The sequence below is a fragment of the Nocardia sp. NPDC056952 genome, from assembly GCF_042674185.1.
GTDB lineage: Bacteria > Actinomycetota > Actinomycetes > Mycobacteriales > Mycobacteriaceae > Nocardia.
Map to the genome: position 1 here is coordinate 216,405 of NZ_JBHURA010000002.1, position 23,104 is coordinate 239,508.

Genomic DNA, 23,104 nt, shown 5'->3' on the forward strand with positions numbered 1-23,104 from the left:
TCGGTTCAGCCGTCGAGGTATCGCCGCGGCGATGTGCCGACCGTTCGGCGAAAGGCCGCGAGAAACGCACTGGCCGTGGCGTATCCGACGGTGTGCGCGACGCGGAAGACGGGCTGGCCGTCGGCCAGCAGTGGCAGTGCCGCCTGGATTCTCGCGTGGGTGCGCCAGCGGTCGAAGCTCATCCCGGTGTCCTGCACGAACAATCGGGTGAGCGTGCGACGGCTCACGCCGATGGCCCGGGCGTGGGCTTCCAGGCTGCGCGGGTCGGCTGGGTTGTCCAGTAGGGCGTCGGCGACCGTGCGTACTCGTTCGTCGACGGGGTGGGGGACGTCGATCGGCGTCGCGGGCAGCGGCTGCAACAGGTCGAGGACGACCGCCTCGGCGCGGAGCCGCTGATCAGCGGCCAGTGTGCTCTGGGCGAGGTGCACGATCAAGTGGGCCAGCAGGCCGTCGACGCGGACCGCGGTGGGTTCGGGCCAGTCCAGCTCGCATCGGTCCGGTTCGAAATAGAGGCTGCACAGCACGGCGTCGCGGCTCGCACCGGTCTTGTGCGCGACGCCTGCGGGCAGCCACAGCGCGCGGGTCGGCGGCACGATCCAATGCGCTTGTCCCACAGCGACACCGAGCACGCCGCTACGTGTCCAGGCCAGCTGGTGCTGGGGGTGGTAGTGCTCGTGGGTCCACTGTCCGGCCGCGAGCGGGAAGCTGCCGACCACGATCGCGCCCACGCCCGGGGGAGCGGGTTCGAAGGCGGGTTCGGGCACACCTTCAGTCTATGTCCTCAATGCGCTATCAGTTGGCCTGGTGACGTCTAGCGGCCAACTGTCTTCGCTGCCTACCGTCGATGCATGACTTCGATCTCCACGGCGGAATCCGGCTCGGGCGCAGGTGTGGCTCGGCGCCGCGCGGTGCTGATCGTGCTCTGCCTGGTCCAGTTCATGTTGAATCTGGACGACAACGTGGTCAGTGTCGCGCTGCCTACCGTGCGCGACGACCTCGGTTTCACCACCGCGGGTCTCGCGTGGGTGGTGAACGGCTACATCCTCGCCTTCGGCGGGTTCCTGTTGCTGTTCGGCCGAGTGGCCGATCTCCTGGGTAGGCGCCGGGTGTTCCTCGGCGGCGTAGCCCTTTTCGGTGTGGCGAGCGTGTTGTGCGGGCTCGCGCAGGAACCGTGGCAGTTGGTGGCGGGGCGATTCGTCCAGGGCACAGGTGCGGCGATGGCGAGCCCGGCCGCGCTCGCGCTGCTCACTCTGCTCTATCCGGGTGCGGGCGAACGCGCCAAGGCGATCGGCATCTGGGGCGCGACGGCCGCGGTGGGCGCCACATCCGGGCTGGTGATCTCCGGGGCTCTGACAGGGTTCGCTTCGTGGCGGTGGGTTTTCCTGATCAATGTCCCCGTCGTTGTCGTGGCCTCGGTGCTGCTGCCACGATGGGTCGCGGAGAGCCGGAGTGGACCGCGTACGCGGGTCGATGTCGTGGGAGCGGCCCTCATCACCGGCGCGCCGGTGCTACTGGTCTACGGCTTGCTGCGTGCGTCCGAAACCGGTTGGGGCGAACTCGGTTCCACGATGGCGATGATCGCTGCGGTCCTGCTGGCGGTGGCGTTCGTGATCGTGGAGCAGCGCACCGAAGAACCGCTGGTTCCGTTGTCGTTCCTGGCTTTTCGGCCACGAGCGGTGGCCAATGGGGCGACCCTGCTGTTCTCCGCCGCCTTCTACGCGATGGCCTTCCTGTTGATGCTGCACCTCCAGACCGTTCTCGGCTATGAACCTTTCACGGCGGGTCTGGCGTATCTGCCTTTCGGGGCGGGGATCCTGATCGGGATGTGGCTGTCGTCGCGGGCGGTGAACGGGCTCGGTGAGCGTGCTGGACTGGTGACGGGTCTCCTGGTGAGCGCGGCGGGCCTGGTGCTGATGTCGGGCATCGACGGCCACGACAGCTACGCCTCGGGGGTGCTGCCCGCTCTGCTCGTCACCAGCATCGGCTGCGGGATGAGCCTGCCCGCATTGGCGGTCGCCGCGCTCGCCGGCACCACCGAGAACAATGCCGGAATCGGCTCCGCTGTCCTCAGCTCGGTCCAGCAACTGGGCGGCGCACTGGGTTTGGCGATCCTGGTGACGCTTGCCACGCGTCGCGGTGACTCCTCGGCCGACTCGATCGACGCTCGGCAGGCCGCGACCCCAGCGTTCTCCTATGCCCTCACGATCGCTGCCGCGCTGGTCGGGCTCGCTGCGGTGTTGATCGCGACGATGCTGCGCAATCACACTCGAGAAACCTAATAGTTGTATCGTGTGGTGCGAATAGGTACTCCAGGGCGGAGGGGAGGAGGCGCGGTGGGCGACAATGTGGAGCCTGTCGATGCGTCACCGCCCACGCAGCGTGTCGTTTCCGTGCTGGAACTTCTCGCCGACGCGGATGAGCCGCAGACCTCGGCGCAGATCGCCGATTGTCTCGCGCTGAGCCGGTCGACCGTCGGCAACGTGCTCTCGGCGCTGCGGGCGCGCGGGTGGGTCAATCGCCGCGGTGATCTGACCTACGAGTTGGGTCCCGCGTTCATGCGGACCGCCGAGCGGGAACGAAGCAAGCTCACCGAGGACTCGTCGTTGCACGCCGCCCTGCAGGGCTTGGCGGAGGACGTCGATTGTGGTGTCGCGCTGGTTGTTGTCGACGGCGCCGAGATCCTGTTCAGCGCTGTCGTCGAGAATCGTGGACGAATTCCCGCCGGAATCTCGGTCGGCACCAGATTGCCGCTCATCCCACCCGCCGCGGCGACGATCGTGGCCCATTCCTCCGACCTGCTCCGGCAACCATGGCTGGCGGCGGCCGAGCCGGAAGAGCGCGGGAAATTCGAGCAGCTCCTCGGCGACATCCACGTCGTCGGCGCCGCGGTCTGGGGGGTCGACTCCCGCAGCGTCGCCACCCTCGATGTCCTTGCCGACGTGGTCGACCATCTCGCACACGATCCGGTCAGTCGAACGCTGCGCGAACGGGTGCTCGCTCTGCTCGGGGAGATCAGCGGCACGGCTTATCGTCCTGCCGAACTCGACACCGATATGGCATTGCCGATCAGTTACGTGTCGGCACCCGTCTTCGGCTCCGACGGGGATGTGCTGGCGGAGCTGATCGTCGGCCCGATGCGGGCCGCGGTGACCAGGGCCGAACGCGACCGATACCTGGCTGCGGTGATCGCGGCGGCGAAAGTGATTCCCGGCCTGCGTTGACGCCGCCGAGGGTTGTCGCAACCCCCGTGATCGTCGTATGAGCGGGGAGCAGCGTGCTGATCGGTACGTCCGGCGATCTCAGGTCTTGCTAAGTGACACACGTTCCACTTATGGTCGTGGTATCGCTATCTGCATCGTTAGATACAAATATTTGCATCAGGAGGCCCTGTGTCAACGCCGACGCTGCTGGACCGGACCGACATCGAGGGTGTCGACTTCGCCTTCCAGGACGACCCCGACGTGCACGCCACACTCGCGAGGCTGCGGGCCGAGCGCGACTACGCCGTCGTCCCCTTCGCCGGCGTTCGTGCTGTCCTGCTGCTCACTCATGACCTGGTCAGTGCTGCCTTCAAAGACGAATCGACCTTTCCCGCCGCCGCGATCTACCGGATGACGACCGGACCGGTGCTGGGCAAGACCCTGCAGTGCATGGAGGGACAGGAGCACCGGATCGCGCGCGGTGTCGCGACACCGTCGTTTCGGCGCAACAGAGTCGCGGACTTCGTGCAGCCGCTGCTGGAACCGCTGGCACACGAGTTGATCGACCGGTTCCAGGGCAACGGTTCAGCCGATCTGGTCGCCGATTTCACCGCCAAATACCCGGTGCTGGTGATCAGCCGACTGCTCGGGCTCCCGGTCGAGGACGAGGCGACGGTGCACCGCTGGGCCCACGACCTGTTCTACTTCCCGCTCGATCCCGAGGCGGCCATGCGCGCCTCGCGGGAATTCACCGACTACGTCACGCCGATCCTCGAACAACGGCGACGCGAGCCGGGCGACGACCTGATCTCGAGGCTGGTCACCGAGTCGGCCGAGGGTGAGTTCCTCGACGACGAGCAGATCCTGTCCTTTCTGCGGCTGCTGTTTCCGGCCGGCGCCGACACGACGATGCTCGCACTGGGTAATACGTTGTCCGCCTTGCTGACCCACCCCGATCAGCTCGCACTCCTGCGGTCGGACCCGGAGGAATGGACGCAGTGGGCGATCTGGGAGGGCATGCGCTGGGAGCCGCCGGTCGGGCTGTTGCCGCGTGCGTGCCCGGAAGCGGTGGACTGGCACGGCATTTCGATTCCGGCGCTGACACCGATGATCTTCTCCATCAACGCCGCCCATCGCGATCCGTCGGTGTACGAGCGACCCGACGAGTTCGACATCACCCGCAAGAAGATGTCGATGCTGTCGTTCGGGCAGGGTGTGCACAGCTGCGCCGGGAACTGGCTGGCGATCGCCGAACTCGACACCGCGTTGCGTGTCCTGCTCGAGCGTTTGCCGGATCTGCGGTTGCGGCCCGGCGCCGAGGACGCGGCGAAGGTGACCAGTCAGGTCGGGGTGGCGCTGCGTGGACCAAACGCGCTGCCCGTGCGGTGGCGTCGATGATCACAGGCGCTACCTCGGTGCCGGTCGCCGGCTGACGATCTCCGATTTCGCCGATGGAAAAGGACTACATCACCATGACATTCAACGCCGAAGCGCACTCTCCCGATACTCTGATCGCCGAATTCTGTGCGAAGTGGGGCCACGGTAACGCAGACGAGCTCGCCGAGTACTTCACCGACGACGCGACCTATCACAACATTCCACTCCAGCCGATCACCGGCAGGGAGGCGATCCGGGAATTTCTGCGCGGATTCCTCGATACATTCGGCGGCATCGACTTTCACGTCGGCCACCAGGTGTGTTCCGGCAACATCGTCCTCAACGAGCGCGTGGACACCTTTACCGTCAACGGGACGACGATCGATCTCCCCGTAGCCGGTGTATTCGAGGTCGTGGACGGCCGAATCCACGCGTGGCGCGACTATTTCGACATGGCGCCGATCACGGCCCTGCAGAATCAGTGAACGCGGGGTGCTAGCGACCGCTCTCCATCGTCTGCTTGAAGATGGTCAGGCCGTGGTCTATGGCTGCGCCCATCGGGGCGGCGAGGTCGTCGGGTTGCACGTCGTGGATCCAGACGAATCGGCTGTGGCCGTCACCGTGGGAAAAGACCTGCATCGACGCGTTGTCGTGGGTGGGTCGCATGGTGTCGCCGATGACGGAGTAGGCGATTCGGCGTGCTTGCTCGTCGAGGGCGATGAGGCGCTCGCGGACGACTGTTCCGTCGGCGAAAGTCGCGGTCCTGACTCCGGGCTCGACGAGTTGGCTGTCGGTGACGAAGCCCGGCGCCATCCGGACGGGGCCGTCGGTGAAGTCGCTGATGACCGCCCACACCTGTGCGGGGTCGGCGTCGATGAGGATCTCTTTGTGCACGGAGGCCATGCTCTGTGTCGCTTTCTGTCGTGGGTGTCTGTGAGGAGGCGTTGTCAACGGAAGTCGCGGAAGCCGGCGCGCAGGTCGTCGGTGATCAGGTCGGGTTCCTCCATGGCCGCGAAGTGGCCGCCGCGATCGAATTCGGTCCAGCGCACGATGGTGTGGTTGCGTTCGGCGATACGACGGACCGGGACACCGAGGTCGTTCGGCAACACGGCCACCGCGACCGGCACCTCGGTCGCGGGCTCCGGCCGGCCCCACGTCGCGGCGCCCTCGTAGTAATAGCGCGCCGAGGAACCAGCGGTGCCGTTGAGCCAATAGATCATGACGTTGGTCAGCATCGTGTCACGGTCGACGGCATCCTCGGGGACATCGGTCGAATCGGTCCAGTCCTTGAAGCGCTCGACGATCCAAGCCAGTTGCCCCACAGGGGAATCGGTGAGTGCGTAGGACAGTGTCTGCGGGCGGGTGGCCTGCAGCACCGCGTACGCGCCGAGTTCGTACTGGGCGCGCTGAGCCAACTGAAGGGCCCGCTTCTCGGCCGGGTTGTCGAGATCGGCCGTCTCGGGAGTGACGGTGGCCGAGGCGATCATGGTCACGTGCAACGCCACGAGGTGGTCGGGATCGATCACCGCCAGTTCGCGCGAGATGGCAGCACCGGTGTCCTCGCCGTGGGCGGCGTAGCGCTCGTAACCGAGTCGGCGCATCAGCTCGGCCCAGGCTCGCGCGGCCCGGCTGGTCGACCAGCCGATGGCGGGACCGGACCACCCGAAGCCCGGAATCGTCGGCACTACCACGTCGAACGCGTCCTCGGCCCGGCCGCCGTGCGCGACCGGATCGGTCAGCGGCCCGATCACGTCGAGGAACTCCACGATCGATCCGGGCCATCCGTGCGTGAGGATCAACGGCATCGCACCGGGTTCGGCCGACCGGACATGGAGGAAGTGCACAGCGTGACCGTCGATCTCGGTTCGGAACTGCGGGAACGCGTTGAGGCGTGCCTCCTGCGCTCGCCAGTCGTAGGTGGTGCGCCAGTACCGCACCAGTTCCTGGGTGTAGTCGAGCGGAATACCCTGCGCCCAGCCGACTCCGGTCACACCGTCGGGCCAGCGGGTGTCGTCCAGACGTCGATGGAGATCGTCGAGCTGGGACTGCGGGACGTCGATGCGGAAGGGAGTGATTGCTTCGCTCATGACAACCACGCTACGAGACAGTTAGGACAGGTTCTGCCCTAGCAGTGGGGAAGAATGCGAACTGTGTTGGAAACTTCGGCTCGCCTCCTCGAACTCCTGTCGTTGCTGCAAACGCCCCGGGTGTGGACCGGCGCCGATCTGGCCGAACGCCTCGAGGTCGACGCTCGCACGGTCCGTCGCGACATCGACAAGCTGCGCACCCTCGGCTACCCGGTGCACGCGGTGGCCGGCACCGCCGGATACCGGTTGGGCGCGGGCACCAAGCTGCCACCGCTGCTGTTGAACGACGACGAAGCGGTCGCCGTTGTGCTCGGACTGCGCACGGCCGCGGGCGGATCGGTCACCGGCATCGAGGAGAGTTCGCTGCGAGCGCTGGCGAAACTGGAGCAGATCCTGCCGTCACGGCTGCGACACCGGGTCTCGGCGTTGGACGCCGCGACCGTCACCGTGCCCGCCGGAACCGCGACGGTCGACCCCGAGGTACTGACCGCGATCGCCGCCGCGATCCGCGACCACGAACAGCTCCGGTTCGACTACCGCACCCACGACGGCACCGAGGTCCGGCGAACAGCCGAGCCCCATCGACTCGTGCACACAGGGCGGCGCTGGTACCTGGTCGGCTGGGACGTCGAGAAGCAGGACTGGCGCACCTACCGCGTCGACCGCCTCCGCCCGCGAATCCCCACCGGGCCACGCTTCACCCCACGCGAGGCGCCCGAAGTCGACCTGGGCGGTTGGGTATCGCGCGGTGTCAGCACCTCCGCCTACCGCTATCAGGCCCGCATCACGCTGGAGGTGCCGGCGGCCGTGGCGGCCGATCGCATCCCGCCGACTGTCGGGGTGATCGAAGCGATCGACGAAGGGCACTGCCTGCTGCGCACCGGCTCGAACTCGCTCGACGAAATGGCGGTCTACACCGCGCTTTTCGGCTTCGGATTCCACGTACACGAACCGCCCGAACTGATCGAACACCTGCGCGCGCTGGCCGACCGAGTCACCGCGGCCATCACACCACGCGACGACCGGCGGGGTTCCGGGCACAGCGCATCGGGCTGAGCGACGGTGTCGTCCGTTTTCCGCCGGATCCGAAGCGGCGCGATTCCTATCGTCGGTGCCATGGAAAGCGAACGGATTCCGGAGATTTCGACCACGGCGTTGCGCGCGCCCGTCGTGTGGTTCATGGCGCTGGCCGCCGCGCTGGCGACCGCGAGTGTGTATCTGCTGCAACCGGCCGTCGCCGAGGTCGCCGGAGCGCTGGACACCTCCGCGGCGGCGATCGGCACCGCGTTGGCATGCGGCCCGATCGGCTATCTGGCGGGGTTGGTGTTGCTGGTGCCGCTGGTGGACCGGTTCGCACCCCGGACTGTGGTGGCGGCGCAGTTCGCGGCGCTGGCGCTGGCTTCGGTCGCCGGTGCGGCGGCCCGTTCGCCGTTGACCTTGGGGATCGTCATCGGTGTGGTCGGCGCGGGATCGGCTGTCGGAGCTCAGTTGAGTTCGGTGGCAGGGCGGTTCGCGGCGCCTCAACGGCAGGCCACGGTTCTGGGGATCGTCACCGCGGGCATTTCGGCCGGAATCCTCGCCGGGCGCATCGTCGGTGGCTGGTTTACCGAGGTGATCGGTTGGCGCGCAATGCTGCTGGTGTTCGTAGTGCCCTGTGTCGTGGTGGCGGCAGTGTCGTATGTGGTGCTGCCCGCGGTGCGTGGGCGGACAGCTGCCGGATATCTGGATACGGTGCGGGGGATGCCCGGGCTCTTCGCCCGCTTCGCCGCGTTGCGCTGGGCGGCAGCGCGAGGCGCGCTGTGGTTCTTCGCGTTCTGTGCGGTGTGGGCTGGGCTCGCGGTGGCGCTGTCGCAGCCGCCGTACTCGTATACCCCCGACCGGATCGGGCTGTATGCCTGCGCCGGGCTGGCCGGTGTCTTCGCCACCAGGATCGCCGGCAGCTGGACCGACCGAGTCGGCCACCGGAAGGTGATCCTGGTCGGGCTCGCGCTCGCTCTGAGCTCGGTCGTGGTCTTGTCCGTCGCGTTGTCGAACACCGTGGTGACGCTGATCTGCCTCGGCCTCTTCGACGCCGGACTGTTCGCCGCGCAAGTCGCCAATCAGAGTGCCGTGCTGGCCATCGACGCTTCAGCGCCTGCCCGCTTCAACAGCGCCTACATGTCCGTCTACTTCGTCGGGGGAAGTCTGGGCACCGCGTTCGGGGCCGCAGCGATCGGCTGGTTCGGCTGGCCTGGTCTGGTCGCTGCCGCCGCGACGGCGACGGCAGTGGCGGGCGTGGTTGCCCTGGCCGATCGGACGCGCACCGGTTCGGGTGCGTTGGAGGAAGGGGCCGGGGAGAACGACCGGGATCGTGTGGAGGTTTCGCGCGGCCGCTGAGGCGGATGCGCGCGGCGCTAGGTGCTCGGCTCGGGCGCTGCTCCGGAGTCGGATGTCGGCAAGGCCACCATGGCCTCGCCGGTGTCGGCCTCGGCGTCGTCGGGCTCGTCGGCGTCGCCGGTTCGCGCTCCGGTGGCGATGTCGATCTGCTCACCGATGTAGCGGATGATCACCGCGATCATCGCGACGACGGGCACGGCGAGGAAGGCCCCGGTGATGCCGTAGAGCGAGCCACCGGCGGTGACCGCGAGCAGCACGATGACGGCGTGCAGTTCCATGCTGCGGCTTTGCAGGACCGGTTGCAGCACATTGCCTTCCAGCTGCTGCACCGCGATGACGATGCCGAGCACGATCAATGCTGTGGTGAGCCCGTTGCCCACCAGCGCGACGAGGACGGCCAGCGCACCGGCGACGAACGCGCCGACCATCGGGATGAATCCGCCGATGAAGGTGATCACTGACAGCACCAACGCCAGCGGCACATCGAGGATGAACAGTGACGCGCCGATGAGGAGGGCGTCGACCATGCTGACGATCGCCTGGGTCCGGATGAAGCCACCCAGAGTCGCCCAGACCCGCTCCAGGACGGCTTCGACATGGCGCCCGCTGCGGTTGCCGAACACCTGATGCATCCAGGGCAGAAAACGCGGCCCGTCCTTCAGGAAGAAGAACACCAGCACCAACACCAAGAAGACGGTGATCAGGACCGATGTCGCGGTGGACACACCGGTGAACACGCCGTTGGCGATCTGCGCGCCGCTGGACTGGAGTCGTCCGACGATCGCCTCGACCGCGGAATCGAGTTGCTCGTCGCGGATGCGCAGCGGTGGTCCCTGGATCCAGTCACGTACCTGGTTGACCCCGTCGGTGGCCTTGTCGGCGAGCTGAGGCGCTTGATCGGCCACCGAGGGCACGATCAGCGCCACGACCCCGGCCAGCAGCGCGACGAACCCGAGCAGCGTGATCGACGCGGCGAGCGCCGGTGCCAGCTTGCGCCGGGTCAGCCAGCGGGTCAGTGGCCACAGGATCGTGGTGACCACGATCGCCAGTGCGACGGGCAGGAGCACCACCCACAGCCGGGCGGTGATCGTGCCGAGCACCCAGGCCCCCGCCGCGATCGCCACGACGCACAGCGACCATTTGGCCAGCCACAGGATCCCGCCACCGATCACGTCTCCGCGATCACGCGAAGGCTTGTCGTTCGGTTGCGCCCTACTGGTCTTCTTCACCGGCCCGCTCACGTCGCTCAGTCTGGCACGCTCGCCGCGTCGACCGGAACTTGTCGGTGTCACGGCCTAGCGTTTCGTCCATGTCGGAAACCATCACAGTCGGCGGCATCACCATCGACAGCAACGATCCCGCCGGACTGGCCGAGTTCTGGAGCTCCGCACTCGGTTACACGGTCCTCGTCGACTCCGGGGACTACGTCATGATCACTCCGCCCGGCGTCGGCTTCGGGGAGGGGCGCTACCTCGCGTTCCAGCTGGTTCCCGAGACCAAGGTGACCAAGAACCGGGTGCACATCGATTTCCAGACCACGGCTCGCGCGGCCGAGGTCGCCCGGCTGACGGCGCTGGGGGCCACGGTCCACGGCGAACACTCGCTGCCCGGTTTCGGCTGGACCGTGCTGCAGGACCCGCACGGCAACGAGTTCTGCGTCGTCGCCGCCGAGAGCTGAGCGAATTGGCATGCTGTGCACAATGGCATGAAGTGCGTCATGTGCTGTCTGGCGTGTTCGCATCGCGGGTGAGCGGATCAGTCCGACGCGGGCTCGGCCTCGGCGCGATCGAGTTCTTCGTCGAGCGCGATGGCGGCGGCGATCAGGGCCAGGTGGGTGAAGGCCTGGGGGAAGTTGCCCAGCTGCTCGCCCGATGGACCGATCTCCTCGGCGAACAGGCCGACATGGTTGGCGTAGGTGAGCATCTTCTCGAAGGCATAGCGGGCCTGTTGCAGCCGCCCGGTCCGGGCGAGGGCTTCGACGTAGAGAAAGCTGCACAGGTTGAAGGTGCCTTCGGTGCCGCGCAGGCCGTCCGGTGATGCCTCGGGGTCGTATCGGTAGACCAGGCTGTCGCTGACGAGCTCCTTGTCCATCGCGTCGAGGGTGCTCAGCCACATCGGGTCGGTGGGGGACAGGAATCGCATCCGGGGCATGAGCAGCAGCGAGGCGTCCAGTACGTCGGTGGCGAAGTGCTGCACGAACGCTCGGCGTTTCTGGCTCCAGCCGCGGTCGATGATCTGCCGGAAGACGGCGTCGCGTTCGGCGGTCCAGCGGACCACGTCGGCGGGCCTGGCGTGCGCGTTCGCCATGCGGATGCTGCGGTCGAAGGCCACCCAGGTCATCAGGCGGCTGTAGGTGAATTCCTGGCGGCCGCCGCGAGTTTCCCAGATGCCCTCGTCGGGGCGATCCCAGTTGTCGGCGAGCCAGTCGATGAGGCCGCTGAATGTCCGCCAACCGGCGATGGCGGCCATATCGGTCGCCTGCGCCAGCGCGTCGGCCGCCTCGCCGTAGATGTCGAGCTGGATCTGGTCTGCGGCGCCGTTGCCGACTCGCACCGGCGCCGAACCCTGGTATCCCTCCAGGTGAGGCAGCGTTATCTCGTCCAGGTGCGGGTCGCCGTCGACGCGGTACATGATCTGCAAGGGTTCGCCGGAGGCGGTGCCGCCCGCGTCGACCCGGTCGCGCAGCCAGCGACGGAAGGCGTAGGGCTCCTCGGTGAAGCCGAGGTCGCTCAGCGCCCGTACCGACAGCGAGGCATCCCGGATCCAGGTGTAGCGATAGTCCCAATTGCGTTCGCCGCCGATCTGTTCGGGCAACCCCATGGTGGCCGCGGCGATCGGCGCGCCGGTCGGGGCATAGGTGAGCAGTTTGAGGGTGATCGCGGAGCGATTGACGATGTCGCGCCAGCGCCCGCGGTAGGTGGACGAGCGCAACCAGGTCTGCCAGAAGCGACGGCACTGGTCGAACTCGTGGGCGATCGTTGCCCACATCGGTGCCGAGGAGAAATCCGCCCCGGCGGGGGCGGTGGTCAACACGACCGCCGCTCGCTCACCGGCGGACAAGGTGAATCGCGCGGTGATGTCGGCGCCGTCGGGGTGCAGCGCGATCGGGTCGGTGGATTGCAGATGCAGATCGGCGATGCCGGAACGGAAGACGGCGGTTCGCTCATCGACTCGGTCGAGGGTGTGGCTGGCGCGTGCGTAGTCGAACCGCGGGCGGCATGCGAGAGCGAACGTGAAGCTTCCGCGCACCACCCGCGCGACCCGCACCAATCTGTGCCGGTCGGCGGGTTCGGTACCGCGAATCGGCTCCATGAAGTCGGCGACCTCGCCCACGCCGTCGGGCCCGGAGAACCGCGTCAAGAGGATGGCGGTGTCGGGTAAGTACAGCTGCCGGATGGTCACCGGGTTGGTGGTGTCGACGGCGAGTGAGCAGTGTCCGCCCTTCTCGCTGTCGAGCAGGGACGCGAACACGCTCGGTGAATCGAATCGTGGCGCGCACCACCAGTCGATCGTTCCGGCGGCCGATACCAGAGCCGCTGTCTGCAGATCACCGACGATGCCGTGTTCGTCGATCGGCGGGTACGAGTTCACGAACGCTCCTCGCCTCGGACCGCCGTTCGTGCGGTCGGCGAGACTCAGCCAACCAGCGAAGAGCGGCGTCGGCCTCATCCGGAACGGGTGAATCCCGCGCCTCGGCGGTGAGGTTGGCGTGTTCGGCACGAGATTGGCGCGTTTTGTTCTTGTCGTGGCCGCGAGGTAATTCGACACTTACGTTCGAATGGTCGGTGAGTGAACGATGGGAGTGTGCGGTGACGAGGGAGAGTGCCACTGTCTACGTGATTTCCGCGCTGGAGTCGAAAGGAACAGCGACCCGCGATGATTTCGATGTCGCCGGCATCGTCGCCACGTTCCGTGACCTCATCGATGGGTGGGACTTCCGCTTGTTGGAGCGCGAAACGTTCTGGCAGATCGCCTCGACCTACCTCAGGACGTGACGTTGCGAACCGGACGCGAGCCCACCGACCAGCGTCGGGCAGCCCGGCGTAGCGACCCCGCATCGGAGTAGCCGAGCAGTTCGGCCTGCTTGGTGCCGCTGAGCGAGCCCCCGGACGTCGCTCGCGACAACCGTGCGCTGCGGGCCCGGTCCAGTTCGGCCCGCCAGGTCGTGCCCGATTCGCCCAGCCGTCGTTGCAGTGTGCGAGGGCTGATGTTGAGGATCTGGGCGACACTGTCGAGGGAGACCGTTCCGGCCTCGATAGCTTCGTCCAAGGCGTCGGCGACTCGGGCGGGCCAGGCCGAGGCAAGGGTCGGCGGCGGTGGCAAAGCGGCGGCCAGCGGTTCCAGGACCGCGGCCAGGACAGGGTCCGCGGTGGTCAGGGGAAGGTCCAGGTCCGCGGAGCGGAAGGTCATCGAGTCGGCCGGGGCGTCGAATTCCAGCGTGGCGGAGCCGAACACGGCTCGAAAGCCGTCGACGTGCGCGGGAGCGGCTTGGCGCAGCGAGACGCGCACCGGGTTCAACGGATCCTCGACCACCCGGCGCGCGCGGCTCAGAACGGCCGACAAACCCCACAGCTGGGTGTGGTCCCTGCCGCGACCTTCGCCATCGAGCATCTCGAGGTACAGGGTGGACTCGTCCTCGGTTTCGGTGACCAGGTCGAATCGGTGATTGGTGGTGACCGCGGTGATGTAGGGACCGCACGTCGCCAGCCCGGCGCCCAGCGTCGGCGCGGACGCGAACAGATAGTCGTAGAGCCCGAGGCTGGACAGCTCGTAGCGCCGGGCCACTTGGAGGGCGACGTCGGGACCGAGGCGATGTTCACCGACCTCCCACAGCCGGGAGAACGTCGCACTGGGTAGATGCACGTCGTGGCCGGTCATCGACCAATCCGGCACCCCGGTGTCCCGGATGAGCTGCGCCCGATCGAGCCCGGCCGCGCCGAGCTGGGAAATGACGAAACGGTGCAGCAAGCTCTGGTCGGTAGCCATGACGTCTCCTCGTGGCAGCATGCCGATCTGCGAACGTCTACCTCAGCCGCGGGCGTCGACCGATAGGGAGAGTCTGTCGGCGAACGTCTCGGCGCTTCGCGATCGGCACCTCGTGTTTGATCCGGTTCTACCAGTTCCGCGCAGGTCGCGAAAGCAATCGCGATTCTGGTCGGCAATCATGCCAGCGGTCGTGCGATGAGCTCCGACCGCCTCCGGCGAACGGTGGATGCTCGATACTCGAGCGTGCCATGGTGAGTTATGACCGTGGAACTGCGCCGCCTGACCGTCCGTGTCGACACCGCGCGATGGAGCGAAACCGTGCTCACGGAGGTCGATCTGGTGGTGCCTGCTGGTCAGATCACCGCTGTGCTCGGTGGCCCCGGCGCCGGAAAGTCCATGGCCGCTTCGGCTCTCGCGGGACGATTGCCCGCCACCGCGCAGTCCAAGGGCCAGGTCTTGGTCGACGGTGTGGCTGTCGACGATCAGCGATGGACGGCCTTGCGTGAGGGCGTCGTCGGCTATGTGCCGCAAGAAGGTGTGACGGCATTCGACTCCGACAAGACAGTGAGCGCCCAATTGCGGACGTTGGAGCGCCGCCATCGAGCGTGGAGTGTCGAGCGAGCATGCGCCGCGGCACAGTATCCGGCCGAGGCCTCGGACCTTCTCCCACATCAGCATTCGGGAGGTCAGATCCAGCGTGCCGCGCTCGCCGCCGCGCTGCTGCCGGCTCCGCGCGTGCTCATCGCGGACGGACCGACCAATTCCCTCGACAGGGCGACGGCGTACGGCGTGTGGAGATCATTGCGCGATTACGCCGACTCCGGTGCGGCGGTACTCGTGGTCAGCAACGAGGTGCAGATGCTGACTCACGGCGGCGTCGCCGACCGGATGGTGATCCTGCTAGCGGGCCGGGTGCTCGCCGCGGGAACGACCGCGGAGCTCGGGAAGTCGACCGACACGTTCGTGCGGACCCTGCTCGGGTCGTCCTTCTGACGCCGGGCCCCGGTCGGCAGCTCAGTCGGTGCCGGTCACGAAAACGCGCTCCAGCAGGGCGAACAGGCAATCTCGATCTCGGTCGCTGAGCTTTTTCAGGCCGTCTTGCGTCGACTGCATCTTCGCGCGGATCGTATCGGTGACACGCACGCCCTCGGCCGTGATGACCAGGTGGGTGACGCGCCGGTCGGACGCGCTGGCTTCGCGGCGCACGAGGTCGCGCTTCTCCAGCCGGTTGATGATCCCGGTGACATTGGACGCGTCGCAGGACAAGGTCTCGGCCAGGGCACGCATAGCGACAGGCCCTCGGCGCAGCACCGTCAGCGTTTTGCCCTGACTCGCCGTGAGGTTCTCGCTCGCTGCCGCCGCGGTGAAGTCTCCGTAATAGACACCGAGCGCCACCGAGAGCAGCTCCATGAGCTGGGCCGTATCGACGCGCGCAGCTTCTTCCATGGGAGTCAGCTTATCCGCAGAAACTTGACTATCTCAAATATCTGCCTCTAGCGTGTGGGCATTGCTTGAAGTTCTCAACCTTCGACTTTGTCAAGTACCTCTGAGGAGCACCCAGTGATCGTCACCCAGTCCGAGGCCTCCCGTACGGCCGAGATCCTGTCGCGGCCCGTCACGCTCAACGGCCTGACCGTCCCGAACCGCATCGTGATGGCGCCGATGACGCGGATGTTCTCGCCCGGCGGCGTTCCCGGTGACGATGTTCGGTCCTATTACGCCCGCCGCGCTGCCGCGGGCGTCGGTCTGATCGTCACCGAGGGAACCTACGTCGGCCATCAGTCGGCCGGGCAGAGCGATCGTGTGCCGCGGTTCCACGGTGAGGAACAGTTGGCGGGGTGGGCGAAGGTCGCCGAGGACGTCCACGCGGCAGGCGGCACGATCGTGCCGCAGCTGTGGCATATCGGCATGGTGCGCAATCAGGGCGAGCAGCCCTATGTCGACGCGCCCGCCGTCGGCCCCTCCGGCATTCGCGTCGACGGCACCGAAGGCACCGGCAAGGCGATGACCCAGCGTGACCTGGACGACGTCATCGGCGCCTTCGCCGAGGCCGCCGCGGCGGCTGAGCGCATCGGTTTCGACGGCGTCGAACTGCACGGTGCGCACGGCTATCTGCTCGACCAGTTCCTCTGGGAGCGCACGAACCGCCGCGACGATGTGTACGGCGGTGACGCGGTCGCCCGCACGAGGTTCGCGGCCGAGATCGTGGCCGCCGTCCGCGCGGTCGTCTCGCCCGAGTTCCCGGTGATCTTCCGCTACTCGCAGTGGAAGCAGGAGGCCTACGACGCCCGCCTGGCCGAGACGCCGCAGGAGCTCGAGGCGATCCTGGCCCCGCTCGCCGCGGCCGGTGTGGACGCCTTCCACGCCTCCACCCGCCGCTACTGGCTTCCGGAGTTCGACGACTCGGAGCTGAACCTGGCGGGCTGGACCAAGAAGCTCACCGGCAAGCCCACGATCACCGTCGGATCGGTCGGCCTCGACGGTGATTTCCTGCGTGCGTTCTCGGGGCAGGGCGCCGAGCTCGGCAGTCTCGACAACCTCCTCGATCGCATGGAGCGCGACGAATTCGACATGGTCGCCGTCGGTCGAGCCCTTCTCCAGGACCCGGAATGGGCCGCCAAGATCCTGGCGGGCCGGAGCGACGAGGTGAAGCCCTACGACGGGACGGCGCTGAAGACGCTGAGCTGAGCGATTCTCGCCGAGGCGGCGCCGTCAGCCGGTGACGGCGCCGTGTGCGGCCGAGCTGACGAGCTTGCGGTACTTCGACAGCACCCCCGAGGTGTACCTGGGCGGCAGCGGCTCCCAGCCGACCTTGCGGGCGGCGAGTTCTTTCTCGTCGATCTCGACATCGAGGATGCGGTTGGCGACATCGAGCACGATCGGGTCGCCGTCGCGGACGAACGCGATCGGGCCGCCGTCGACCGCTTCGGGCGCGACATGCCCCACGCACAATCCGGTGGTGCCGCCGGAGAACCGGCCGTCGGTGAGCAGCAGAACGTCCTTGCCGAGGCCGGCGCCCTTGATCGCGCCGGTGATGGCGAGCATCTCGCGCATACCGGGTCCGCCCTTGGGGCCCTCGTTACGGATGACCACGACATCACCGGCCACGATGGTGCCGTCCTCGAGTGCGTTCATCGCAGCCCGTTCCCCGTCGAACACCCGGGCCGTGCCGCGGAAGACATCGGAGTCGAAACCGGCGCTCTTCACCACGGCGCCTTCGGGTGCGAGCGAGCCGTGCAGGATGGTGAGCCCGCCGGTGCGGTGGATCGGCCGGTCGAGGCGGCGGATGACGTCACCGTCGAGGCCGAGCTCGATGTGGGCGAGATTCTCGGCCATGGTCGCGCCCGTGACGGTCATGACGTCGCCGTGCATGAGACCGGCATCCAGCAGGGCCTTCATCACGACGGGGATGCCGCCGACCCTGTCGACGTCGTTCATGACATAGCGGCCGAACGGCTTGAGGTCGCCCAGGTGAGGCACCTTGTCACCGACCCGGTTGAAGTCGGCGAGAGTGAGGCCGACACCGGCCTCGCGGGCGATGGCCAGCAGGTGCAGCACGGCGTTGGTCGACCCGCCGAGCGCCATGACGACCGTGATGGCGTTCTCGAACGCCTCCATCGTCATGATGTCGCGGGCCGTGATCCCCTTGCGCAGCAATCCGACGACGGCCTCGCCGGACTTCTCGGCGAAATCGTCACGGCGACGGTCCGGGGCAGGCGGCGCAGCCGATCCGGGCAGGCTCATCCCGAGGGCCTCGGCCGCCGAGGCCATGGTGTTGGCCGTGTACATGCCGCCACACGCGCCTTCGCCGGGACAGATCGCCCGCTCGATGCGGTCGACCTCGGCGGGGGTGATCAGACCTTTGATGCAGGCACCGACAGCCTCGAACGCGTCGATGATCGTGACGTCCTTGCCGTCGATATTGCCGGGCAGGGTCGACCCCGCATAGAGGAATACGCTCGCCAGGTCCAGTCGCGCGGCGGCCATCAGCATGCCCGGCAGGCTCTTGTCGCAGCCGGCGAGCAGCACCGAACCGTCGAGGCGCTCGGCCATCATCACGGTTTCGACCGAATCGGCGATGATCTCACGGCTGACCAGCGAGAAGTGCATCCCCTCGTGGCCCATCGAGATGCCGTCGGAGACCGATATCGTACCGAACTCGAGCGGGAAACCGCCCCCGGCGTGGACACCGCGTTTGACCGCCTTGGCCAGCCGGTCGAGCGACAGATTGCACGGCGTGATCTCGTTCCAGCTCGAGGCCACACCGATCTGCGGTTTGACCCAGTCCTCGTCACCCATGCCGACCGCGCGGAGCATGCCACGAGCGGCAGTTTTCTCGAGACCATCGGTGACATCGCGGGAGCGTGGCTTGATGTCGACGGGCTGATCGGTGTCGTGTGCCATAGCGCAAGCCTACGAGGCCGGGTCATGAAATCGCCACGGCGGCGCAGCTGAGGCGGTGCGAACTAGTCCGCGGCCATGGGCGATGACGACGCCCCGATAGCGGTCAGGTCCGCGGGGCCCCGGGTGTTGGCGAGGGAACTGACTGTCGCGGTACCGAATACGCCTTTGCGGTCATAGATCGCCGCAGTGCCCAGCGCGATGCCGTCCTGTGCCAGCCGGTCCAGGCCGACCAGCCCGGCTTCCTCCCCTTCCGGAAGCCTGGTCAACGTGAGCGTGGCATCGGCGTTGATGTACTCCAGGCCGTGGCTGCCGAGGTTGGTGACCACGTTCGTCACATCGGCGAGGCCCGCGACGAACTGGAACGGCGTCGGTTGCTCACCGACCACGACCGCGATCGGGCGGTGCCAGATCCCCGTGCGGGCCGCGTTGTGGTGGGTGCGGGCATCGGGACTCCAACCTTGCTCCTCGCTGAAGTACACGCGATCCCGATCGGGCGAGGGTTCGCGGTCGGCAGGCGGCGGATCCGCGGTCGTCTCCGGCGACCAGCAGATGCCGTCCGGTGTCGGGCCGGGGCGCAGATACAGCGCGCCGGCCCGCGCCACGGGGCGGCCGTCTTGGATCAGCACCGCATCGAACAACGACAATCGGCGGCCGTCGCGGATCACCTCGACACGAGTTGTGCAGGGCCGCATGAACACCGGGCGGAACAGGTCGAGCGTCCACCGCACCGGCCGCAAGTCGCTCCGGTCGCGAACGATGAGCTCGCGCTCCACCGCGCGCGCCAGGACCGCGCCGACAGCCATCCCGCGCAACTGCCCACCGATCCATCCGCTGCTCGCCTCGGGTTCGGGATGGAGTACCTCGGTGCCGCCGATCGGATCGGATTGTGCGCGAAAGAATGCATGACTCACCGGCGGACTCCTTAGGCATGGGCAGTCTCGCCGAACGCGCGGCACCGGTGGCGCGCGACTGACAGATGCCCGGATCTGAGAGTCGGCGATTTATCCATGATGCGGCCATCGGGAGGGGGCGGCTACTCGGCCGTGCAAGATCACAGCCTGCGTTAGGCTCGGATATGGCCCACCGATCTGTTGTTCTCGGTGCGATGCTCATCGCGGTGTCGTCGCTCTGCGCGTGCACTGTGTTCGGCCGCGGCGAGGATGATCCGCCTGCCGCGCGTGACGCGGATGTGTTGGTGTCGATCGCTGAGTCGGCGGGGTTCCTGGATACCGGCCGTGTCGGGAGCCGACGCGTTCCCTTCTTCGAATTGCGGCGCGACGGTACGGTTTTCACCTACGTGGACAACGGTGCCGAGCAGAGCGTGTTCGGCGTGTACTGGGCCCAGCTCACCGAGGACGGCATCGAGCAAGTTCGCGCGTGGTTCGGCGAACTCTCCTTCGACGATGCCCACTACCGCGAGTTCTCGCCGCCGACGGACCAGCCGACGACGGTGGTGTACGCGAACTTCGATGGGCCGGTGGGTGTCTCGGTCTACGGACTGGACACCGACTCCCGCACGCGTTCCGGCAATGGGGAGGTGCGCAGGTTGGGGAACGTGATCGATCGTTTGCGAGCACTGCCCGATGACGAGCAGCTCACGGTGCGGCGTCGTGCGCCGTACACGCCGACCGCCCTCGATATCGCGTTCCAGCCCGCGGTCTCACCGGATGACGAGCCGTTGCCTGCGCCGACCAATTGGCCTTTCGCCATCCCGCTCACGCAGCGCACCCTGGGTGTCGGCGGCTACGGCAGAGCCCTGTGCGCCACTGTCGACGGCTCCGAAGCTGCCACGATCGTCGAGCTCATGGCCGGACGCGACGAGGACACCCCACCACATTGGACCACCGGGGCGGCACCCGGGTCCGGACATCCCACCTCGGTCCTGGTGACTGCGAACGCGCTCCTGCGCGGTCAATCCGGGTGCAGTGCAGTGGCATCGAGTCCGGTGTCGTCGAATCGTGTTGTCGTCGAGCCGCTCCAGGACGTGGTACTCGCCGATCCGTCGGGCTGGCAGGGCCGCTATCCGGCCGACCGGTTCACCACAGCGACGAGCCTGGAACTCTATGCTGCGGTGCCGATTCTGGTCCGCGATCTCGAGGCCAGAGAGGCGATCGAGGACACGGACGGCACCGGCGACAGCATCGAACTCCACGTGCCGACCGGCTCGGACCTCACCTGGTACGACTACGAAGTCGTGGCCGCCGAGGCGGGCGGCTCCCGCTACCTCGACGTGTCGGCCCGCTACCAGGGCATGGCTCCCGATCCCTGGGAGCCACCGACCTGGCACGCCCGCATCGCACTCGGCCCCGAGACCGTCACCAACCTCGACCTGCACTGATCCGCTGCGAACCCGTCGCTCCTGTCGGATGCCGGATCCACACATTGGGCTCCACGTAGACCGCGACACCGTGCTCGACCGAACACGACATCGGGGCCAGCGCTGTGGGCACCAGTACCTGCCCGCTGGTGTCGAACGGCAGGCCGGTCCACGCACGCCATTCCTCCAGCGTCCCAGGAATAACCATGGATCGCGGTGCGATCTTGTCGATCGTGCCGCCGGCCCGGACGTGTACGCGCAGCCACGGGTCGACGGGCAGCCCATCCGCCCTCGTCAGCCCGGCGTAGACACTCATCGGTTGTTCGATGTCGGCTTTTCCGTTGGGGCGCACGGGCGCCACGAGCTCGGCGAATCCGAGCCGAGCGGCGTTGTCCCGCAGAGCGGCAAGGATTTCCGCGCTCAGCCCGGTGCCCTGCCTGCTCGGTTCGATGACGATCTCGATCGCGGACACCGTGTCTGGCTGTGCGCCGGTCGCCGAGGTGTGGATGCCGCGGCGAATCGCACCGTCCCAGCCGTCGTCGGGGAGGTCGGCCGCACCGAGCCGGAACGGGACGGAATAGGCCCGGCCCACCACCTCGCCCGCCTCGTCCTGGCAGACCAGGATGTAGTCGGCGAACCGATCGAGCATCGAGTAGTACAGGTTGCCGACGGGGTCGTGGCGCATGAATTCAGGCCAGGAGTCGGTCATTCCGGTGAAGGCGTCGTACAGATCGGGGCGGTCCGCGAGAACCGAAATCGTCAGCGGCATGGATCTACGATGCCTCACCCGGCGCCGCGGGATCGAGCGAAATCAGGTCAGTTCGATCGGACCGCGGAGTTGACGGGCAACCGCGCGGAACCAGCCGAGGTGGTAGTGAGCGCCTTCGGAGTCGAATCGGGAGCGCAGCTCGTACCAGCGCAGACCGGGGTGGCGGTGGTGCACATCGTGCAGATTGAAGCTGAGGGCGAAGCGCTCGAGTGTGCGGGGCAGGCGCAGATTCATTGCTGCTCTGGGTGATTCGAGGTCGGTGCCGTAGTGGTAGGCGTTGTCGGAGAGGGAGATGATGAGGGCGCGGCCGCCGATCGCGGCGAGCAGCATCCAGCCGTGTGCGCCGTAGGCGAGGAACGCGGCGGTGTGGAGGACGACGATCGCGGCAGCGTCGGTGCGGAACTTGCCCAGAACCGCCGGCTGGGCGACACGCTCGAGGACGAGACCACCGACCGAATCGGGTGCGTCCACTCGACGTCCCAGTGCGCGAATGGTTCGCTCGGGCATCGGCGCGAGCAGTAGCGCGAGCACTTCGAGCAGGTACAAACCGCCGAACAGTTTCAGATAGAACGGGGGAGCGGCGGCTCGCAGAGTGATCGTCGCCGGGTCATAGATCTCGCTGCGCTCACGGACCCGGCTGTATCGATGGTGGAGCAGGTGGCCCACTTTCAGCATCGCGAAGGGCGATCCGTACACCACCGCCAGCATGCGTCCCATCCGGTCGTTGCGGGTCCGATTCTGTAGCAGCGACCCGTGAACGGCCTCGTGGATCAGTGCCCAGAACGGCGTGATGGTCAGCGTCAGCGGCACCAGGGCCCAACCCCACGCCGCATCCAGTGGGAGCAGTGCCAGCGGGATCACGAACAGCTGGGTGACGCCGATTGTCAACGCCAGCACGATGAGTCGCACATTCACCAGGTCCCCGCCGACAGCTCGCGGTACATCGGACGGGCGCGGGGTGCGAGTTCGAGTCATGGTGCAGCGGTGCTCCGGGTAGATCAGGCAAACTCCGCCTCTATCCTGCCATCAGCGCACCCACGTGTGGCAGGCCCGAAGGTGCCGTGAACTCGGTGTTCGCCGACAATTCAGCAGGGATGCACCCGCATCCCCCACTGCCGCACCGGTATGGCTAGGTGTTCTGCTGCTCCGGTTCGATATCGAGCTGGAGGGGGAACTGGCTCACGGTCCATGCGGCCACCGCGGTCGACGCCAGGACGTGGATCAGGTAGATCGTGCAGACCAGGCCGATGCCGTAGTCGCGCATCCACGCACCGAGGGGAATCAGGGCCACCAGGTCGAGGCCGAGCATCAGTAGCGACAGGAGCAGGGCAGGCGCGGCCCAGGACGGCGGGGCCGGTTCGGCGGAAGAATCGGTCGTGGGCAGGGAGTCGAAAGGGTTCTCGGTGGCCATGGTGTCCTCACAGGCAAAGCCGGGGGCTGGACGCTGCGTGCTAGCTGATCTGTCACGTATTCGGGGTCGCAGGCGGCCCGGATCGGCGCGCGAGGTGAAAATCTCGGCATCCGCAATCGATGGGCAACATGGCACAAGCGCCCGTCACGCGGCAGCGGTCGGCTTTCGGAGGCCGGT

General features: G+C 67.3%; 23 protein-coding genes. 11 read left to right on the top strand and 12 right to left on the bottom strand.

All coding sequences use genetic code 11. The features are described from left to right. Positions 1 to 5: 5 nt before the first annotated feature. Entirely contained in the window at positions 6 to 764 is a 759-nt protein-coding gene (locus ACFTS5_RS08205; RefSeq protein WP_378628772.1) for an AraC family transcriptional regulator, read from the bottom strand. Between the two features lie 84 nt (positions 765 to 848). On the opposite strand from ACFTS5_RS08205, the gene ACFTS5_RS08210 reads away from it, so the two are divergent. The 4 genes from ACFTS5_RS08210 (at position 849) to ACFTS5_RS08225 (ending at position 5,062) form a co-directional block, all read left to right on the top strand. Further along, positions 849 to 2,279, top strand: a complete 1,431-nt coding sequence (locus ACFTS5_RS08210; protein ID WP_378628773.1) for an MFS transporter — start codon at positions 849 to 851, stop codon at positions 2,277 to 2,279. A gap of 54 nt (positions 2,280 to 2,333) precedes the next feature. Further along, positions 2,334 to 3,221, top strand: coding sequence for a helix-turn-helix domain-containing protein (locus ACFTS5_RS08215; RefSeq protein WP_378628775.1), 888 nt, complete (start codon positions 2,334 to 2,336; stop codon positions 3,219 to 3,221). Positions 3,222 to 3,389: 168 nt separating this feature from the next. Continuing rightward, positions 3,390 to 4,598: a cytochrome P450 gene (locus tag ACFTS5_RS08220; RefSeq protein ID WP_378628777.1), complete on the top strand. Its 1,209-nt coding sequence runs from the start codon at positions 3,390 to 3,392 to the stop codon at positions 4,596 to 4,598. A gap of 74 nt (positions 4,599 to 4,672) precedes the next feature. Further along, positions 4,673 to 5,062, top strand: a complete 390-nt coding sequence (locus ACFTS5_RS08225; protein WP_378628779.1) for a nuclear transport factor 2 family protein — start codon at positions 4,673 to 4,675, stop codon at positions 5,060 to 5,062. A gap of 10 nt (positions 5,063 to 5,072) precedes the next feature. Here the strand turns inward: ACFTS5_RS08225 and ACFTS5_RS08230 are convergent, their stop codons facing one another. Both ACFTS5_RS08230 and ACFTS5_RS08235 read right to left on the bottom strand, forming a co-directional pair. Further along, positions 5,073 to 5,480 carry an SRPBCC family protein gene (locus tag ACFTS5_RS08230; protein WP_378628782.1) on the bottom strand — a complete coding sequence of 136 codons (408 nt, stop codon included), beginning with the start codon at positions 5,478 to 5,480 and terminating at the stop codon, positions 5,073 to 5,075. Positions 5,481 to 5,524: 44 nt separating this feature from the next. Further along, positions 5,525 to 6,664 carry an epoxide hydrolase family protein gene (locus ACFTS5_RS08235; RefSeq protein WP_378628783.1) on the bottom strand — a complete coding sequence of 380 codons (1,140 nt, stop codon included), beginning with the start codon at positions 6,662 to 6,664 and terminating at the stop codon, positions 5,525 to 5,527. 63 nt (positions 6,665 to 6,727) lie between these two features. Here ACFTS5_RS08235 and ACFTS5_RS08240 point away from each other — a divergent pair, with 63 nt between their 5' ends. Beyond that, on the top strand, positions 6,728 to 7,720 hold the full coding sequence (locus tag ACFTS5_RS08240; protein ID WP_378628785.1) for a helix-turn-helix transcriptional regulator: 993 nt from the start codon (positions 6,728 to 6,730) through the stop codon (positions 7,718 to 7,720). 60 nt (positions 7,721 to 7,780) lie between these two features. Further along, positions 7,781 to 9,040, top strand: a complete 1,260-nt coding sequence (locus ACFTS5_RS08245; protein ID WP_378628787.1) for an MFS transporter — start codon at positions 7,781 to 7,783, stop codon at positions 9,038 to 9,040. Positions 9,041 to 9,057: 17 nt separating this feature from the next. On the opposite strand, the gene ACFTS5_RS08250 is transcribed toward ACFTS5_RS08245, so the two are convergent. Then, positions 9,058 to 10,281, bottom strand: a complete 1,224-nt coding sequence (locus ACFTS5_RS08250; RefSeq protein ID WP_378628789.1) for an AI-2E family transporter — start codon at positions 10,279 to 10,281, stop codon at positions 9,058 to 9,060. Between the two features lie 68 nt (positions 10,282 to 10,349). On the opposite strand from ACFTS5_RS08250, the gene ACFTS5_RS08255 reads away from it, so the two are divergent. Next, positions 10,350 to 10,718 (top strand): VOC family protein, encoded by a 369-nt coding sequence (locus tag ACFTS5_RS08255; protein WP_378628790.1) that lies wholly within the window; start codon positions 10,350 to 10,352, stop codon positions 10,716 to 10,718. A gap of 77 nt (positions 10,719 to 10,795) precedes the next feature. Here ACFTS5_RS08255 and ACFTS5_RS08260 read toward each other — a convergent pair whose 3' ends face one another. Next, positions 10,796 to 12,631: a glycoside hydrolase family 15 protein gene (locus tag ACFTS5_RS08260; protein WP_378628793.1), complete on the bottom strand. Its 1,836-nt coding sequence runs from the start codon at positions 12,629 to 12,631 to the stop codon at positions 10,796 to 10,798. A gap of 245 nt (positions 12,632 to 12,876) precedes the next feature. On the opposite strand from ACFTS5_RS08260, the gene ACFTS5_RS08265 reads away from it, so the two are divergent. Further along, positions 12,877 to 13,035: a hypothetical protein gene (locus ACFTS5_RS08265; protein WP_378628796.1), complete on the top strand. Its 159-nt coding sequence runs from the start codon at positions 12,877 to 12,879 to the stop codon at positions 13,033 to 13,035. Here ACFTS5_RS08265 and ACFTS5_RS08270 read toward each other — a convergent pair. Continuing rightward, the gene (locus tag ACFTS5_RS08270) at positions 13,025 to 14,026 is read right to left on the bottom strand and encodes an AraC family transcriptional regulator ligand-binding domain-containing protein (protein WP_378628798.1); all 1,002 of its coding nucleotides are present in this window, start codon (positions 14,024 to 14,026) and stop codon (positions 13,025 to 13,027) included. The two genes, ACFTS5_RS08265 and ACFTS5_RS08270, sit on opposite strands and share 11 nt — an antisense overlap. Before the next feature lie 258 nt (positions 14,027 to 14,284). Here ACFTS5_RS08270 and ACFTS5_RS08275 point away from each other — a divergent pair, with 258 nt between their 5' ends. Then, entirely contained in the window at positions 14,285 to 15,019 is a 735-nt protein-coding gene (locus tag ACFTS5_RS08275; protein ID WP_378628800.1) for an ATP-binding cassette domain-containing protein, read from the top strand. A gap of 21 nt (positions 15,020 to 15,040) precedes the next feature. Here ACFTS5_RS08275 and ACFTS5_RS08280 read toward each other — a convergent pair whose 3' ends face one another. Continuing rightward, positions 15,041 to 15,472, bottom strand: a complete 432-nt coding sequence (locus tag ACFTS5_RS08280) for a MarR family winged helix-turn-helix transcriptional regulator (protein ID WP_378628803.1) — start codon at positions 15,470 to 15,472, stop codon at positions 15,041 to 15,043. Between the two features lie 114 nt (positions 15,473 to 15,586). Here ACFTS5_RS08280 and ACFTS5_RS08285 point away from each other — a divergent pair, with 114 nt between their 5' ends. Further along, a complete protein-coding gene (locus ACFTS5_RS08285; protein ID WP_378628804.1) occupies positions 15,587 to 16,714 on the top strand; it encodes an NADH:flavin oxidoreductase in 1,128 nt (375 codons plus the stop codon). A 24-nt stretch (positions 16,715 to 16,738) separates the two neighbouring features. Here the strand turns inward: ACFTS5_RS08285 and ilvD are convergent, their stop codons facing one another. Continuing rightward, positions 16,739 to 18,430: a dihydroxy-acid dehydratase gene (gene ilvD, locus ACFTS5_RS08290; RefSeq protein WP_378628806.1), complete on the bottom strand. Its 1,692-nt coding sequence runs from the start codon at positions 18,428 to 18,430 to the stop codon at positions 16,739 to 16,741. A gap of 62 nt (positions 18,431 to 18,492) precedes the next feature. Beyond that, on the bottom strand, positions 18,493 to 19,341 hold the full coding sequence (locus ACFTS5_RS08295) for an acyl-CoA thioesterase domain-containing protein (RefSeq protein WP_378628809.1): 849 nt from the start codon (positions 19,339 to 19,341) through the stop codon (positions 18,493 to 18,495). A 164-nt stretch (positions 19,342 to 19,505) separates the two neighbouring features. Here ACFTS5_RS08295 and ACFTS5_RS08300 point away from each other — a divergent pair, with 164 nt between their 5' ends. Continuing rightward, positions 19,506 to 20,768, top strand: coding sequence for a hypothetical protein (locus ACFTS5_RS08300; RefSeq protein WP_378628811.1), 1,263 nt, complete (start codon positions 19,506 to 19,508; stop codon positions 20,766 to 20,768). On the opposite strand, the gene ACFTS5_RS08305 is transcribed toward ACFTS5_RS08300, so the two are convergent. The 3 genes from ACFTS5_RS08305 to ACFTS5_RS08315 all read right to left on the bottom strand — a co-directional run bounded on the left by ACFTS5_RS08305 (position 20,746) and on the right by ACFTS5_RS08315 (position 22,927). Continuing rightward, the gene (locus tag ACFTS5_RS08305) at positions 20,746 to 21,516 is read right to left on the bottom strand and encodes a hypothetical protein (protein ID WP_378628812.1); all 771 of its coding nucleotides are present in this window, start codon (positions 21,514 to 21,516) and stop codon (positions 20,746 to 20,748) included. The genes ACFTS5_RS08300 and ACFTS5_RS08305 overlap by 23 nt on opposite strands. Positions 21,517 to 21,558: 42 nt before the next feature. Then, positions 21,559 to 22,491, bottom strand: a complete 933-nt coding sequence (locus ACFTS5_RS08310; protein ID WP_378628814.1) for a fatty acid desaturase family protein — start codon at positions 22,489 to 22,491, stop codon at positions 21,559 to 21,561. Positions 22,492 to 22,645: 154 nt separating this feature from the next. Beyond that, positions 22,646 to 22,927 carry a hypothetical protein gene (locus ACFTS5_RS08315; RefSeq protein WP_378628815.1) on the bottom strand — a complete coding sequence of 94 codons (282 nt, stop codon included), beginning with the start codon at positions 22,925 to 22,927 and terminating at the stop codon, positions 22,646 to 22,648. Positions 22,928 to 23,104: the final 177 nt, after the last annotated feature.

What these genes read in the sequence shown, in the direction of transcription:
- ACFTS5_RS08235 (WP_378628783.1), bottom strand. Translation starts at nt 6,664, where the DNA reads ATGAGCGAAGCAATCACTCCCTTCCGCATCGACGTCCCGCAGTCCCAG.
- ACFTS5_RS08315 (WP_378628815.1), bottom strand. Translation starts at nt 22,927, where the DNA reads ATGGCCACCGAGAACCCTTTCGACTCCCTGCCCACGACCGATTCTTCC.
- ACFTS5_RS08275 (WP_378628800.1), top strand. Translation starts at nt 14,285, where the DNA reads ATGACCGTGGAACTGCGCCGCCTGACCGTCCGTGTCGACACCGCGCGA.
- ACFTS5_RS08300 (WP_378628811.1), top strand. Translation starts at nt 19,506, where the DNA reads ATGGCCCACCGATCTGTTGTTCTCGGTGCGATGCTCATCGCGGTGTCG.
- ACFTS5_RS08245 (WP_378628787.1), top strand. Translation starts at nt 7,781, where the DNA reads ATGGAAAGCGAACGGATTCCGGAGATTTCGACCACGGCGTTGCGCGCG.
- ACFTS5_RS08225 (WP_378628779.1), top strand. Translation starts at nt 4,673, where the DNA reads ATGACATTCAACGCCGAAGCGCACTCTCCCGATACTCTGATCGCCGAA.
- ACFTS5_RS08310 (WP_378628814.1), bottom strand. Translation starts at nt 22,491, where the DNA reads ATGACTCGAACTCGCACCCCGCGCCCGTCCGATGTACCGCGAGCTGTC.
- ACFTS5_RS08270 (WP_378628798.1), bottom strand. Translation starts at nt 14,026, where the DNA reads ATGGCTACCGACCAGAGCTTGCTGCACCGTTTCGTCATTTCCCAGCTC.
- ACFTS5_RS08280 (WP_378628803.1), bottom strand. Translation starts at nt 15,472, where the DNA reads ATGGAAGAAGCTGCGCGCGTCGATACGGCCCAGCTCATGGAGCTGCTC.
- ACFTS5_RS08255 (WP_378628790.1), top strand. Translation starts at nt 10,350, where the DNA reads ATGTCGGAAACCATCACAGTCGGCGGCATCACCATCGACAGCAACGAT.
- ACFTS5_RS08305 (WP_378628812.1), bottom strand. Translation starts at nt 21,516, where the DNA reads ATGCCGCTGACGATTTCGGTTCTCGCGGACCGCCCCGATCTGTACGAC.
- ilvD (WP_378628806.1), bottom strand. Translation starts at nt 18,430, where the DNA reads ATGGCACACGACACCGATCAGCCCGTCGACATCAAGCCACGCTCCCGC.
- ACFTS5_RS08210 (WP_378628773.1), top strand. Translation starts at nt 849, where the DNA reads ATGACTTCGATCTCCACGGCGGAATCCGGCTCGGGCGCAGGTGTGGCT.
- ACFTS5_RS08230 (WP_378628782.1), bottom strand. Translation starts at nt 5,480, where the DNA reads ATGGCCTCCGTGCACAAAGAGATCCTCATCGACGCCGACCCCGCACAG.